This window comes from Idiomarina sp. UBA4520 (assembly GCF_002388365.1).
Classification (GTDB): domain Bacteria; phylum Pseudomonadota; class Gammaproteobacteria; order Enterobacterales; family Alteromonadaceae; genus Idiomarina; species Idiomarina zobellii.
In genome coordinates this window covers 24,776-38,667 of record NZ_DGMK01000011.1, presented here as the reverse complement: position 1 = coordinate 38,667, position 13,892 = coordinate 24,776, and the positions used below count along the sequence as shown (strand labels likewise).

Sequence of the window (13,892 nt, the reverse complement as noted above, 5' to 3'; positions counted from 1 at the left end):
TCCTTGTGCGCTAGGCTTCCGACTGTTCAGAAAACTCATTAAGTAATGACTCTATCAGTTTTAAGCGGCTTTGAGTATCTTCAAGCGACTGACTGATGCGCAGGCGGTTTGGACCGTCCAGTTTGTAATGATTCGGTGCTTTTTGAATTAAGCCGATAATCACTTCCGGGTTTATCTTAGTGTTATCAGCAAACTCAATGACACCGCCCTGATTACCCACATCCACTTTGCGAATGCCCAATTGTTCGGCATGGTTTCTTAGACTGGTTTGACGCAACAAGTTCTTAGCGGCGTCAGGCAGTAGTCCAAAGCGGTCAATTAACTCCACCTGAATGTCATCAATTTCTTTATTGGTTTCGCAATTAGCAATGCGCTTATACAGGCTAAGGCGATTATTAATATCCGGAATATAGTCGTCAGGCAGTAGCGCCGGTAACTTCAAGTCAATTTCTGAGCGCTCATGCAGAAGTTGAGACAGCGACGGCTCTTTGCCTGCTTTTAAGGCGTCTACGGCTTGCTCGAGCATGTCCATGTATAAGGTAAAGCCAATGCTCTCAATTTGGCCGCTCTGATCGTCGCCAAGCAATTCTCCGGCGCCACGAATTTCAAGATCATGGGTGGCCAACATGAAGCCAGCGCCCAAATCTTCCAACTGAGAAATGGCCTCCAGGCGCTTCGCTGCGTCTTTGGTCATCCGTTTGGGGTGAGGGGTCAGTAAATAAGCATACGCCTGATGGTGAGAACGTCCGACACGGCCACGAAGCTGGTGCATTTGCGCAAGGCCTAGATGGTCGGCGCGATCCATAATAATGGTATTAGCGCTTGGTATATCTATGCCGGTCTCAATGATGGTCGTACACACCAATACGTTAAATCGCTGGTGGTAGAAGTCCGACATAATTTGCTCAAGTTCACGTTCACGCATTTGGCCGTGGGCAATAGTGACACGCGCTTCCGGTACCAGCTCTTCAATGTCGCGGGCGGTTTTCTCAATGGTTTCTACGTTGTTGTGCAGGAAGTACACCTGACCGCCACGCAATATTTCACGCAGAATGGCTTCTCGCACTGTTGGCTCGTCATACTCCCTTACGAAAGTCTTAACGGCCAGACGTTTCGCCGGTGGTGTCGCGATTATCGACAGGTCACGAATGTTATTCATGGCCATGTTCAGTGTTCGAGGAATCGGGGTTGCGGTTAATGTCAGAATGTCGACATCAGCTCGCAGTCGTTTAATGGTTTCCTTCTGGCGCACCCCAAAGCGATGCTCCTCATCGACAATCAGCAAGCCAAGATCACGGCATTTTACCGTGTCCTGCAGCAACTTGTGTGTGCCGATAATAATATCGACTTTACCGTCAGCCAGGTCGCTAAGAATGGCGTTGGACTGCTTGGCTGTTTTAAAGCGTGAAAGTACCTCGACACGCACTGGCATATCGGCGAAGCGGTCGCTGAAATTCTCGTAATGCTGCTGAGCCAGCAAGGTGGTTGGTACCAGCACCATGACTTGTTTGCCTTCGTTTACCGCAATAAAGGCGCCGCGCATGGCCACTTCCGTTTTACCGAAACCAACGTCACCACAAACCAGTCGGTCCATAGCTCTTGGTTGCTGCATATCATTTTTAACAGCTTCAATGGCGGCTTGCTGATCGATGGTTTCCTCAAACGGAAAGCCTGCTGCAAAGCGTTGGTAGTCTTCATCGTTAATTTTGAACGGGTAACCGGGCTTAGCCTCTCGGCGAGCGTAGATGTCGAGCAGTTCAGCAGCAACATCCCGCACTTTCTCTGCCGCACGTTTTTTAGCTTTTTCCCAAGTGTCGTTACCCAGCTTATGCAGTGGTGCATGGCTTTCTTCGCCACCGCTGTATCGACTCAGAACATTAAGATTAGCCACTGGCACATAAAGCTTCGAGCCACCTGCATATTCAATGGTGACAAACTCGGTAGTGACGTTACCGGCGTCCAGTGTTGTGAGCCCCTTATAACGGCCCACGCCATGGTCAAGGTGAACCACGGGTTGACCGGGTTGCAGTTCCGCCAGGTTGCGAATGAGTGTGTCGGCACTGACGGTTGCTTTTTGTTCGCGGCGACGACTTTGTACTACGCGGCTGCCAAAAAGCTCCGTTTCTGTAATGAACCAGAGTTTGGCGTCGGGTAAATAAAAGGAGTTGACGATGGGGCTGACAATTAAACCAACACCTTTTGCAGGTGCGTCTCCTAAATGCTGGCACAGCGTGACTTTATGACCCAGTTTCGCAATGATTTCTCTCAGTGCTTCGCGACGGCCCGCTGTTTCACCAGAAATAATAACCCGCTCTGACTTCTCGAGTGCATTAGTGATAACTTTATTGAGCTTTTCAAAAGGCGCCTTTTGCTGGTGATCTGCGGCTATCTCAGTAACTGACTGAGACTCGAACTGCACAGGTCCCGGTTGCGCCATGTCGGCAGGAACGCTGGCACGTACTCGTCGATACTGCTTAAAGTTAGAGTGAATCGCATCGACAGGTAAAAACACCTCATTGGGGTGCAGCAGCGGACGTAACGGATCGAACTGGCGTTGGTCGTAACGGTGATTAATGTCCTGCCAGAGTCGCTCAAGGCTTGCCTGAATGTTGCCAAAGGTCACCAGAACCGTGTCTTCAGGTAAGTAGTCAAATAATGAAGCTGTTTCCTCAAAAAACAGCGGCAAATAGTATTCAATGCCGCCGGGTAGCTGGCCTTTACTGACTTGCTGATAAACCGATTCGCGCTCGGTACTGGCTTCAAAACGCTCGCGATACTGGGCACGGAACCGCTCAATCGCGGTTTTAGTCATTGGAAATTCGTGCGCCGGCAGCAGATTAATATCTTCTATTGGGTCTTTTGACAGCTGTGTTTCCGGGTCAAATGGACGAATGGTGTCAACTTCGTCATCGAAAAAGTCCAGTCGATAAGGCGTTTCGCTACCCATTGGGAACAAATCTAAAATGGAGCCACGCGCACTGAATTCACCGTGCTCCATAACCTGATTAACATGCCGGTAGCCAGCTCGCTCCAGTTTTTCCCGCAACTTAATAGCATCCAGTTGCTGGCCTTTTTCTATTTGTAGAGCCTGTCCCGACACGTAAGAGGTTGGGGCAATGCGGTGCATCAAGGTATTGACGCTGACAATAAGCGCACCACGCTTGGCAGAGGGCAGACGTGCCAACACTGACAGACGGTCAGAGATAATATCCTGGTGCGGTGAGAAACTGTCGTAGGGCAGAGTTTCCCAGTCTGGAAAGAGTGTTATGTCGTCATGATACTCGGTGTGTTCGCCGGCAAAAAACTTAACTTCCTCCTCAAGGCGATAGGCCTGATTGGCATCGGCAGTAACCACCAATACCCGGCCCGGAGTCGAGTCAATCAGTTTGGCCAGAGCAAGTGCCGGAGAACTACCTTGGAGCTCCTGCCAGGTAATGTCTTTGTCTTTAGATGAAGGAAAGGGCGGTCGTAATACAGATGCCTTAGTCATGACTACTCAATAGTTACGTTAAAAAGGTTGCAGTAAAAGCTGCGCGAACGACGGTATTATACTGAAAATGACTAGGAATTGGATGAGTCGTCAGCTTTTTCCTCTGCATTATCTTTTTGTTCGCGGCGTTGTTTAGAGCGCTGCTTTAATTGGCGACTTTGCGCGTGCAGGCTGGCACGTATGAGGAGTTCCTGGTCTTCTTCGCGGATACGCTCGAAAGTTAGGGTGCATAAGTAGGTGTCGTTATCGTCGAGCGCTTCCGAGCTCTCAAGACGGACATAGCAGAATATAGCCAGTGCTTCTTCTTTAAAAAACAGCTTCGCCTGAAATAATTGGCCGCTTTCTGGCGGTGAGCCTGAAATCACCCGAATGCCGCCGCCGCCATATTCTTTTCCGGAAAAGCGGTGTGTCGCATCGTCTTCATTACGAAGCATGTAGCCCAGCAGAATATTCATGCGTTTGTGCTGCTGCTCAAGGAAGTCAACAAGAGCGCTGCCGGCAGGTTGTTCGACTTTAATGGCTTGTATTTTCTGGGTGTCGTTTTCAGCCATGCTAGAGGCAATTAAAAACAGTTCAGGAATTTGTGTTTCAAACTCCTCATCGGTTGGCAGCTGATCAGTATTCTTTAGCGGTACCAGGTTAACCGGGAAGTCTTCCTGCACGGTGAAGAAATCGCCTATTGGTGCTGTCATCGATGTCTGCGATTGCATCATTGCCTCTGCTTTTAGTTGTCAGGCTGTTAACAAGTCATTATCCTTGCTCGTAATGAATTAGCAACCACAAAAACATTGAGGGAACATGTTTCAGCCCGTCGAGCTGTTTATAGGACTGCGTTACAGTCGCTCGCGACAGGGATCACCCTTTACCGCCTTTATTAACCGCTTCGCTTTTATCGGCATTGCGCTGGGGGTTATGGCGTTGGTGGTGGTCATGTCCGTTATGAATGGCTTTGAAGGACAGCTGAAAGAGCGCATTTTAGGTGCAGTACCTCAAGTGACGGTGCATGACACAAACAACTCGCGCCAGTTAGCACAATGGCAAGACGCCCGCAAAGCGCTGCCGGACATTGACGCTGTGCAACAAACACTGCCTTATGTTCAAACTCAAGCCATCTTGCAATTAAATGAAAAGCTCTCTGTGGCTCAGGTACAAGGTATTTATCCTAATAAAGTTGAACTGCCGGACTCGTTACGAGACAAGTTGACACAGGGGCAATGGGCTTCATTGAACGCCGGCGACTACCATTTAATTATTGGGGGAAGGCTGGCGCAAAGACAAGGGTTAACGCCGGGCGATACTGTGCGTTTGGTGGCTGCAGAAGGTGGTGTTTATACGCCTTTTGGGTTGGTTCCCTCACAGCGACGTTTTGTTATCAGCGGGATATTCTCCATGGGCTCTGAAGTCGATGACTCGGTGGTTTTTGCTCATGGCGATGACCTCGCCCGTTTAATTCGTTTGCCGCGAGACAATGTAACCGGCTTGCAACTGTATTTGGACGACGCGTTCAAAGCGCCCGCTGTGGCAGAAAACATTCGTAGTAAAACCGAGTTTACTGTGTCTGACTGGCGCTCGAGCTATGGTCAGTTGTTTGAAGCGGTGGGCATGGAGAAGCGCATGATGTGGTTGATGCTGGCGCTGATTATTGCGGTGGCCGCGTTTAATACGTTGTCGGCGCTTATTATGGTGATAAATGATAAGCGTCACGATATTGCTATTTTGCAAACTATAGGTCTTTCTCATAAAAGCATTCGGTCGGTATTTCTGATGCAAGGCTCTTACAACGGCGTGGTGGGCTCCATTATTGGCGTTATTCTCGGGCTGCTGGTCAGTCTGTTTTTGAATGACATTATGGCGTTAATGGGCGGAGGCCTGGCCGTGGGTAACGGCGGTTTACCCGTATCGATTCATGCAGGACAAATTTTCTTGATAGCAGTCGCCGCTATTGCACTAACCATTCTAGCGACGGTTTACCCAGCGTTACGGGCGGCTCACACGCAACCTTCGGAGGCGCTTCGATATGACTGATTTACTGCATTGTAGTGAGCTGAGTAAAACTTACCAGGACGGTGAAAGCCAGGTCGACGTATTAAAGTCGGTCGACTTTTCCATTTCTGCCGGGGAAATGGTTGCTATTGTGGGGGCTTCCGGCTCAGGGAAAAGTACTTTACTGCATATCCTCGGAGGTTTGGAAAAGCCGAGTAAAGGTAGTCTGTCGTTTAACGGTCAGGATATGACAACCTGGTCTTCAGACAAGCTTTCAAGCTGGCGCAATAGTAATCTCGGTTTTGTGTATCAGTTTCATCATTTACTGCCGGAGTTTTCGGCATTGGAAAACGTGGCTATGCCAAGGCTGATAGCCGGCGAGAACCCCAAAGCGGCTAAGCAGGCGGCGGAAGCTTTATTGAAGCGAGTTGGCTTAGAGCATCGTTTATCTCATCGACCGGCTCAGCTGTCTGGTGGTGAGAGGCAACGGGTGGCGATTGCTAGAGCCTTTGTGAACAACCCTGATATCGTATTAGCAGATGAGCCAACAGGGAATCTGGATGGCGAAGCTGCTGCCAGTATTTACCAATTAATGCTCGAGCTTAATAAAGAAAAGGGCACGGCTTTTATCGTGGTGACCCATGACAATACGCTGGCTGAACAGCTGCACCGAGTGGAGCGATTGGTCGGTGGTACTTTGAATGGTAAGCAGTTGAGAGACGATACACAGGTGAACCATCAATGAGTTTAGCTTGGTTACTGGCAAAACGGTTCCGTAGCCGCCGCGATAAAAAGGGGTTTTTATCCTTTATCTCGGCGTCATCAACCACTGGTATTGCGTTGGGGTGCGCGGTACTCATTGCTGCGTTGTCGATGATGAATGGCTTTCAGAATGTTCTTCAAAATAGGTTGTTGTCGGTTGTTCCGCATGTTGAATATAGCGCGGTAGAGGGAGAGCTCAAAAACTGGCAGCTCATCAGTAAGATTGCGAAGGAACATCCCGATGTTGTTGCGGCAGCTCCCGGTATTAACAGTACCGTTATGGTGCAAACTAATACTAGCTTTCACGGTATTCAACTTAAAGGTATCGACCCCAGTTACGAAAACAGGGTATCTGATCTCAGTAGTTACGTTAGTGATGAAGACTGGCAGCGCTGGACTTCTGAAGGTGGTATTTTGCTAGGAGCAGGAATTGCTGAAAAGCTTAATGTACAGATCGGTGACTCGTTATCCATTCTGTTCCCTGAAAAATCTGCCAGAGGGTTTCAGTCTCCAAAGCGCAAGCGTTTAGAAGTGACAGGGCTGTTTGAATTTGGTGGTGAAATTGATCACCTGAACGCCTACGTATCGCTTAGCACTGCGATGGATGAACTCAGTATTGCCGATGGTGTGACGTCGGTCCGACTGGCGCTAAATGATGTATTCAAAGCGCCGACAGTTGCACAAGAGATCGGTAACCAACTGCCTGAATTGGTCTACCTGAATGATTGGACACGTACCCATGGTCACTTGTATAGAGACATTGAGCTAGTTCGCTCAGTGGTTTATCTGGTGTTGGTACTGGTTATGGCGGTTGCGTGCTTTAACATTGTGTCGACACTGGTTATGACAGTGGCCAAAAAGCGTCGTCAAATTGCAATGCTGAAAACGTTAGGTATGAAAGACCGGACTCTGTTACTGGCCTTTATGTTCCAGGGCATTATGAATGGGTTATACGGCGTGCTTTGGGGCGCTGGTATTGGTATTTTACTGGGACAATTTATGCCTGAAATTATGCGCTTTATTGAGTCTTTGTTTCATATCGACATTCTTGACGGCGGTATTTATTTTGTGAGCGAAATACCCTCGCAGTGGCAATGGAGCGATGTTGTTCTGGTGAGTGCTGTTGCGCTGGTAATGAGTTGGTTGGCGACAATTTATCCGGCCTGGCGTGCTATGAAAGTGGAGCCCGCAAAAGCATTACACGAGAGAGGTTAGTCGCTTTGGCGATTGCGCCATGCTTTAACCACAGAGCGGCGCCATAGCAAGCGAATGGCAACGTAGCCAATTAAGCTCGACAGTGTTCCCAGAATTAAACAGCCAAGAATAAATGCGGGGCCAATAGTGGAAATACTGTGTCCCAGCCACTCCCAGCTTAACTCAAATGCAAAAGGCTGTGGAGGCTCGGCCAGAATGGCATTGCCTACCAGATAACACAGATAAAACATGGGTGGCATGGTAATGGGGTTGGACACCCAAACCAGACCCACAGACAGCGGCAGATTAACCCGGAAAGGAATGGCCGAGGCTGCGGCTAATAACATCTGAAACGGAACGGGAATAAACGCACAAAAAAGGCCAACAGCGAACGCCCCAGAGGCTGAACGCCGGTTCAAATGCCATAAATTTGCATCATGCAAAAGGCTGCCAAATATTCTTATTGCCTTAGACTCACGCACTTTTTGGTGGTCAGGCATAAAGCGTTGAATAAAGCGTCTGGCCATAATGTGATGTTTAATACCTGTTTCGATTTGCTCCAGGGAGGGAGCAAGCGATGGACTCTAAAACCATCAGGTTACTACTCATTGTTGTATTTTGCGGTATTTCGTGGGTGAATGCCAACCTTTATTGGCAAGAGTTTCAGTCACTACCTAAGAGCTATCTGGGCGCTGAATACGCTGTTGAAATAACACTCGACGAAATCCCTCAAGTCTATCAATACCATACGCGTGTTACGGGCAGGGTTTTGCGTGTGAATGAATTCGTTCCGTCTTGGTACCAAGGCATTCGGGTACAGTTAAACCTTTACACTTACGACGGTACTTACGACGAAAGTATAGCCTTGAAAGCGGGCGATACAGTACGCGGAACTGCGGTTTTTAAAGCCCCTAAAAGTTACCGTAACGATGGTAGCTTTAATTACAAAGCCTATTTAAAGCGACAAGGCATAAGTGCGGTTGGCTCGTTAAAAGACGTGACATTACTTAACCGGAGCCCCAGCATTCGCCAGCAGATTTTCGATACTATCAAGAAAGCTGATCTAAGTTTCGCCGGTATTATTGCTGCTTTAACCATTGGCGAACGCAGTCTTCTGCCATACCAAGTCAAACAGGTTTGGCAAAAAACAGGGTTAGCGCACAGCCTCGCAATATCCGGCTTGCACATCGGTATGGTTATTGGCGCTGTGTTTCTTTTTGTGTCATTAGGTTTTCGTTATTTACCGTTAAGTCCTGCTTTTCGGGAACGCTATAATAAAAGATTCGTGTGTGCTTGCGCAGGCATTGCGGTTGCTGTTTTCTACGCATTTTTAGCAGACTTTGCGATATCGACGGTTCGTGCTCTTGTGCTCGCAGGTATTGTTCTGGCCCACAAGTTAGTTGCTGTTCGAATAACGCCACTGCAGTTACTGCTTAGAACCTGTCTTGGCGTTTTTATTGTTGACCCTTTCGCCTGGCAGGATGCTGGCTTCTGGCTGTCGATTTGTGCCGTCACGGCATTGTTTTTCAGTTCTTGGCGCTGGCGCCCGAAAGAGGGGGGCTTTGCCAGACTCCGGCAACTTTGGTTCATTCAATGGGTGCTGTTAATTATTATGGCACCGTTGTCGGTGTATTTATTCGGTGGGTTTTCGCTGTTCGCACCCCTGGTCAACTTGCTGATACTGCCAATTATTAGCTTTTGGATTTTACCGTTGTCTCTTATTGCAACGGTGTGCAGCCTATTCGACGGTGTCAGTTACCCGCAGTGGCTATGGCATATTGCGGAACAGCCGCTGGCTTATGTCATGCCGTATTTAGAGAAGCTGAGCGGGCACCCGTCGAACTGGCTGGCAATCGACGCTCTAGCGGTTACCAGAGAAGCGCGTTTCGGTGCTTTATGGGCGCTTATTATTGCCTTTATTGTTCCAGTAGTCCGCAATTGGCAGCGAGCATTGCTGATTCTATGTCTGCCGCTTTCCGCCTTTGTATTGCTCAATAGTCGTGACGGCCAGCTGCGCGTTCATATGTTAGATGTTGGACAAAGTCAGGCGGTCGTTATTGAAAGAAATGGACGTGCGCTTCTTATGGATACAGGTGTTTCGTACCATAGCGGATTTAGTGTGGCAGAGCAGGTTATTGAACCCTTTTTAAGGTACCACGGGCTCGTGCCGGAGCTTGCCGTTATTAGTCATAAAGACATTGATCACAGCGGTGGTAAAGCGTATTTAGCAAAACGCTACCCGAACATAAAATGGCAAGGCGCTAAAACGAATAATCCTTGTGAGTCCGGGCGGGTTATTCACTGGAACGGTATGTCTTTGCATACCTACTGGCCGACAGCGTCCTATGCAAAAGGTGGTCAATTAAGCCGCAATAATGAGTCTTGTGTTGTTCAGTTACGCTGGAATGACTTTAAAATGTTGTTTCCCGGTGATATTGAAATGGCGGCAGAGCAGTCGTTACTCGCTTCTCTTGAGTCGAAAGGCGTGCTTAACTCCACCATACTTGCTGTTCCTCACCATGGGAGCAAAACCTCGACAAGCTGGCCTTTATTACAGGTGGTAAATGCCAAGGCTTACGTTATTAGTTATGGTGAACATCGTGGCTACAATTTCCCGCACCGTTATACTGTACAGCGGCTAGAGCGCACCGGGTCGCCGTGGTACGGCACGCAGGAAGTCGGGCAAATAACAATAATCAGCGACGGGGACTCATGGAGTTTGGAGTTACCACATGAAAACAGGTAGAATGCACAAAGTTTTAATGACTTATATGAGACTACATGGATTCTCAGCAAAAAAAACAGACGACCTTTAAGCGTTTAATTGGTTATATCAAACCTTATAAGCTCGCTTTTATCGCCGCAGTTATCGGCATGATTGGTTATGCAGGCGTCGATACTCTATTTTTCTCTCAAATTGAAACCCTTATCGATGACGGATTAACCGAGCAAAACTCCGATATTCTTCTCTATGGTGCTATTTTTGTTCCGTTTTTCTTTATTATCCGTGGCTTTTTTAACTTTGCCTCCAGCTATTTCTTAAATTGGGTTGGCTTTAAAGTTGTCACTAAAATGCGACAGCAGTTGTTCGACCATCTGATGAAGTTGCCTGTTGCCTTCCATGACCAGCATTCAACCGGCGATTTAATTTCAAAGATTACCTATGACACCCAGCAAGTCGCTGAAGCCAGTAGCAGGGCTTTATTGGTGTTAGTTCGCGAAGGCGCTTTTGTTATTGGCTTATTAGGGCTGATGTTTTATCAAAGTTGGCAGTTGTCGTTGGTGTTTCTGGTTGTCGGGCCGCTTATTGCTAAAGTTGTCGCGGTAGTGTCTAAACGCTTCCGTAAAGTCAGTAGCCGTATTCAAACGGCGATGGGCAATGTGACAACCACCGCAGAGCAAATGATCAACGGCCACAAAGTCGTCGTGATGCACGAAGGACAGAAGAAAGAGTCGACGCGCTTCGCAGAAATCAATAACACTACCCGTAACCAAAACATGAAATTGGTGAACACACGGGTTATTAGCACGTCGGTTATTCAATTTATTGCATCACTCAGTTTGTCTATGGTGCTGGTTATAGCAAGCTTTCCGGAAATGCTGGGTGAGTTATCGGCAGGTGCATTCACGACCTTGCTAACCTCGATGATCATGCTGCTACGTCCGCTGAAACAACTAACTAACGTAAACAGCGATTTCCAGCGCGGTATTGCAGCGGCAACGAGCGTATTTACTATCCTCGACGAGCCTATCGAAATTGATAAAGGCTCAAAAGTGATTGACCGTGCGGCGGGTCATATTGAATTTGACGATGTCAGCTTCGGTTATCAGCAAGGCGACGATTTAGCGTTACAGCATGTCAGCTTTAACGTAGAGCCGGGCAAAACCATTGCGTTAGTAGGGCGTTCGGGCAGTGGTAAGTCAACAATTTCAAACTTGCTGACGCGCTTTTATGACGTCCAGCAGGGGCGTATTTTGCTTGATGGCCACAACATTAATGACTACAAACTGAAATGTCTGCGTCGGCAGTTCGCGCTGGTGTCTCAGCATGTGACTTTATTTAATGACACTATCGCTAATAATATTGCTTATGGTGCGTCAAAAGAGGTGTCAAAAGACGACATAATAAGAGCTTCTGAGCAAGCTTATGTCACTGAATTTACCGACAACATGCCAAATGGTCTGGATACTATGGTGGGTGAAAACGGTGTTATGTTGTCTGGTGGTCAGCGTCAGCGTATTGCAATTGCACGGGCGCTTTTACAAGATGCACCAATACTTATTCTGGATGAAGCAACCTCGGCTCTTGATACCGAGTCTGAGCGCCATATTCAGCAAGCCTTAGGCGCATTACGACAAAACCGCACAGCGATTGTTATTGCACACAGGCTATCGACTATAGAGAACGCCGATGAAATTTTGGTCATGGACAATGGCGAGATCATTGAGCGAGGCACTCACCAGCAACTGCTCGATCAGGAAGGCGCATACTCGCAGCTGTATAACCTACAGTTCCACGGAGGCGCTTAATGTGGCTACAACAGCAGTGGTATAAGGCGCGTATTCATCCGCTTTTATTATTACTGGCGCCGCTGTCATTGCTGTTTTGGCTCCTGACAAACCTACGCCGCAGCTTCTACTTTATCGGCCCTTTTAGGCGCTATAAAGCAGATGTGCCGGTTATTGTGGTGGGTAATATTAGTGTCGGTGGTACCGGTAAAACGCCGATGGTTATTGCGCTTTGTCAGTGGTTAAAAGAAGAAGGCTGGACACCCGGTATTGTTAGCCGGGGCTATGGCGCAAAAGGTCCATTCCCACACTCTATCAATGTCGGAGATGATGCAGAGAAGGTGGGTGACGAGCCTTTGGTTATTCGTAAACGAACCGACTGCCCTGTGATTATATCTCCTAAGCGCGTTGAAGCGGCTAAGTATATGGCCGACAAGCACCCTAATGTTGATATTATTATTTCTGACGATGGTCTCCAGCATTATGCACTGAAGCGTGATATTGAACTTATTATGTTGGACGCAGAGCGCGGTGTAGGGAATGGATGGTTGTTGCCGGCCGGCCCTCTTAGAGAAGGGCCATGGCGACTTAAAGGCTCACAATGGGTGGTATCAAATTATGGTCGCCACCCGTTTGCCCGCTATGTGACGGAAGTTGAGAACGGTCAGTGGTATCGGGTTAACGACGATGAACAAACCGAACTGGATAAAGAGCAACCCTATAATGCAGTTGCTGCTATAGGTTACCCTCAGCGATTTTTTAACTCTCTGAGAGACCAGGGTTTTGAGGTAAAGCAGACCGTGCCTTTTAATGATCATCACGAGTTCGTTGAAAGCGACTTTGATAACCTGACAGATTTACCGATATTAATGACCGAGAAAGACGCTGGCAAATGTCAGTCATTTGCTCGGGAAAATTGGTATTATCAGCCAATAGCGACCAAACTGCCTGACTCTTTGAAAGAGCAGTTACTGAAAGAACTGGAAAGGAAACAAAATGCCCATTGAAGCTAAGACGTTAAACATTTTGGCGTGCCCTAAGTGTAAGGGAAAGCTGGTTCATTATGCAGAGAAAGACGAACTGGTTTGTCGTGGTGAACAACTTGCCTATCCTATCAGTGAAGGTATTCCTGTTCTGATTGCCGATAAAGCCCGGGAAATCAGCAGTGAAGAGTTAGAAAAGGTTCCTTCATGAGTTTTACCGTTGTCATTCCTGCTCGCTATGGTTCGAGTCGTTTACCCGGTAAACCTTTAGCTGACATTGGCGGCAAGCCCATGGTTCAGCATGTGTACGAACGTGCGCAGGAAAGTGGTGCAGGGCGGGTTATCGTTGCGACTGATGACAGCAGAATAGAAAGCGCGGTAAAAGCCTTTGATGGTCAGGTATTAATGACCTCGCCGGGTCATAACTCTGGTACTGAGCGCTTGGCGGAAGTAATAAGTAAGCTCAATATTGAAACGTCCGAAGTGGTCGTCAATGTGCAGGGCGACGAACCTTTTATTCCACCTGAAATTATCCGTCAGGTTGCGGATAACCTGTCTAATCAGACGGCAGCACCCATGGCGACTCTGTCTGTGCCCATTGAAGACGCAGAGGACGTATTTAACCCCAATGCAGTCAAAGTGGTTACTGATAGCAGAGGTTATGCATTGTATTTCAGCCGTGCAGCTATACCGTGGAACCGCGATGAATTTGCGAAAGAGCAGCCATTACAGCCGGCGGTTATTGAGAGTTATCAACGTCACATTGGTATTTATGCGTATCGTGCGGGTTTTGTATTGGACTACATTACCTGGGAAAGCAGCCCACTTGAGCATATTGAGTCGTTAGAGCAGTTACGCGTACTTTGGCATGGCGAGCGTATTCATGTCGCTGAGGCAATAAAAACGCCCGCGGCAGGTATCGACACTGAAGCCGACTTGCAGCGGGCGCGAGCACTGGCCAGCGGCTAAGC

General features: G+C 48.1%; 11 protein-coding genes. 8 read left to right on the top strand and 3 right to left on the bottom strand.

What is annotated here, in order from left to right; all coding sequences use genetic code 11:
• Positions 1 to 10: 10 nt before the first annotated feature.
• Together mfd and B3850_RS03840 are read right to left on the bottom strand one after the other, a co-directional pair.
• Positions 11 to 3,490, bottom strand: a complete 3,480-nt coding sequence (mfd, locus tag B3850_RS03845) for a transcription-repair coupling factor (RefSeq protein ID WP_286911410.1) — start codon at positions 3,488 to 3,490, stop codon at positions 11 to 13.
• A 71-nt stretch (positions 3,491 to 3,561) separates the two neighbouring features.
• Positions 3,562 to 4,203 (bottom strand): PilZ domain-containing protein, encoded by a 642-nt coding sequence (locus tag B3850_RS03840; RefSeq protein ID WP_286874798.1) that lies wholly within the window; start codon positions 4,201 to 4,203, stop codon positions 3,562 to 3,564.
• 85 nt (positions 4,204 to 4,288) lie between these two features.
• Here B3850_RS03840 and B3850_RS03835 point away from each other — a divergent pair, with 85 nt between their 5' ends.
• The 3 genes from B3850_RS03835 to B3850_RS03825 are packed head-to-tail and all read left to right on the top strand — an operon-like array spanning position 4,289 to position 7,450.
• Positions 4,289 to 5,515, top strand: a complete 1,227-nt coding sequence (locus B3850_RS03835) for a lipoprotein-releasing ABC transporter permease subunit (RefSeq protein WP_286874796.1) — start codon at positions 4,289 to 4,291, stop codon at positions 5,513 to 5,515.
• The gene (gene lolD / locus B3850_RS03830) at positions 5,508 to 6,218 is read left to right on the top strand and encodes a lipoprotein-releasing ABC transporter ATP-binding protein LolD (RefSeq protein ID WP_286874794.1); all 711 of its coding nucleotides are present in this window, start codon (positions 5,508 to 5,510) and stop codon (positions 6,216 to 6,218) included. Before B3850_RS03835 ends, lolD begins: the two co-directional genes overlap by 8 nt.
• Positions 6,215 to 7,450, top strand: coding sequence for a lipoprotein-releasing ABC transporter permease subunit (locus B3850_RS03825; protein WP_286874792.1), 1,236 nt, complete (start codon positions 6,215 to 6,217; stop codon positions 7,448 to 7,450). The genes lolD and B3850_RS03825 overlap by 4 nt, the downstream gene beginning before the upstream one ends.
• Here B3850_RS03825 and B3850_RS03820 read toward each other — a convergent pair.
• Positions 7,447 to 7,956 carry a DUF2062 domain-containing protein gene (locus B3850_RS03820; protein ID WP_273267402.1) on the bottom strand — a complete coding sequence of 170 codons (510 nt, stop codon included), beginning with the start codon at positions 7,954 to 7,956 and terminating at the stop codon, positions 7,447 to 7,449. The two genes, B3850_RS03825 and B3850_RS03820, sit on opposite strands and share 4 nt — an antisense overlap.
• Positions 7,957 to 8,006: 50 nt before the next feature.
• Between B3850_RS03820 and B3850_RS03815 the strand changes: the two genes are divergently transcribed.
• The 5 genes from B3850_RS03815 to kdsB are packed head-to-tail and all read left to right on the top strand — an operon-like array spanning position 8,007 to position 13,890.
• Positions 8,007 to 10,175, top strand: coding sequence for a DNA internalization-related competence protein ComEC/Rec2 (locus B3850_RS03815; protein WP_286874790.1), 2,169 nt, complete (start codon positions 8,007 to 8,009; stop codon positions 10,173 to 10,175).
• 35 nt (positions 10,176 to 10,210) lie between these two features.
• Positions 10,211 to 11,959, top strand: coding sequence for a lipid A export permease/ATP-binding protein MsbA (gene msbA, locus B3850_RS03810; RefSeq protein ID WP_286911409.1), 1,749 nt, complete (start codon positions 10,211 to 10,213; stop codon positions 11,957 to 11,959).
• Complete coding sequence (gene lpxK / locus B3850_RS03805) at positions 11,959 to 12,945, top strand: tetraacyldisaccharide 4'-kinase (protein ID WP_286874786.1); 987 nt, start codon at positions 11,959 to 11,961, stop codon at positions 12,943 to 12,945. Before msbA ends, lpxK begins: the two co-directional genes overlap by 1 nt.
• A complete protein-coding gene (locus B3850_RS03800) occupies positions 12,935 to 13,132 on the top strand; it encodes a Trm112 family protein (RefSeq protein ID WP_053952377.1) in 198 nt (65 codons plus the stop codon). The genes lpxK and B3850_RS03800 overlap by 11 nt, the downstream gene beginning before the upstream one ends.
• Positions 13,129 to 13,890 (top strand): 3-deoxy-manno-octulosonate cytidylyltransferase, encoded by a 762-nt coding sequence (kdsB, locus tag B3850_RS03795; RefSeq protein ID WP_286874784.1) that lies wholly within the window; start codon positions 13,129 to 13,131, stop codon positions 13,888 to 13,890. The genes B3850_RS03800 and kdsB overlap by 4 nt, the downstream gene beginning before the upstream one ends.
• The last annotated feature ends 2 nt before the right edge of the window (positions 13,891 to 13,892 follow it).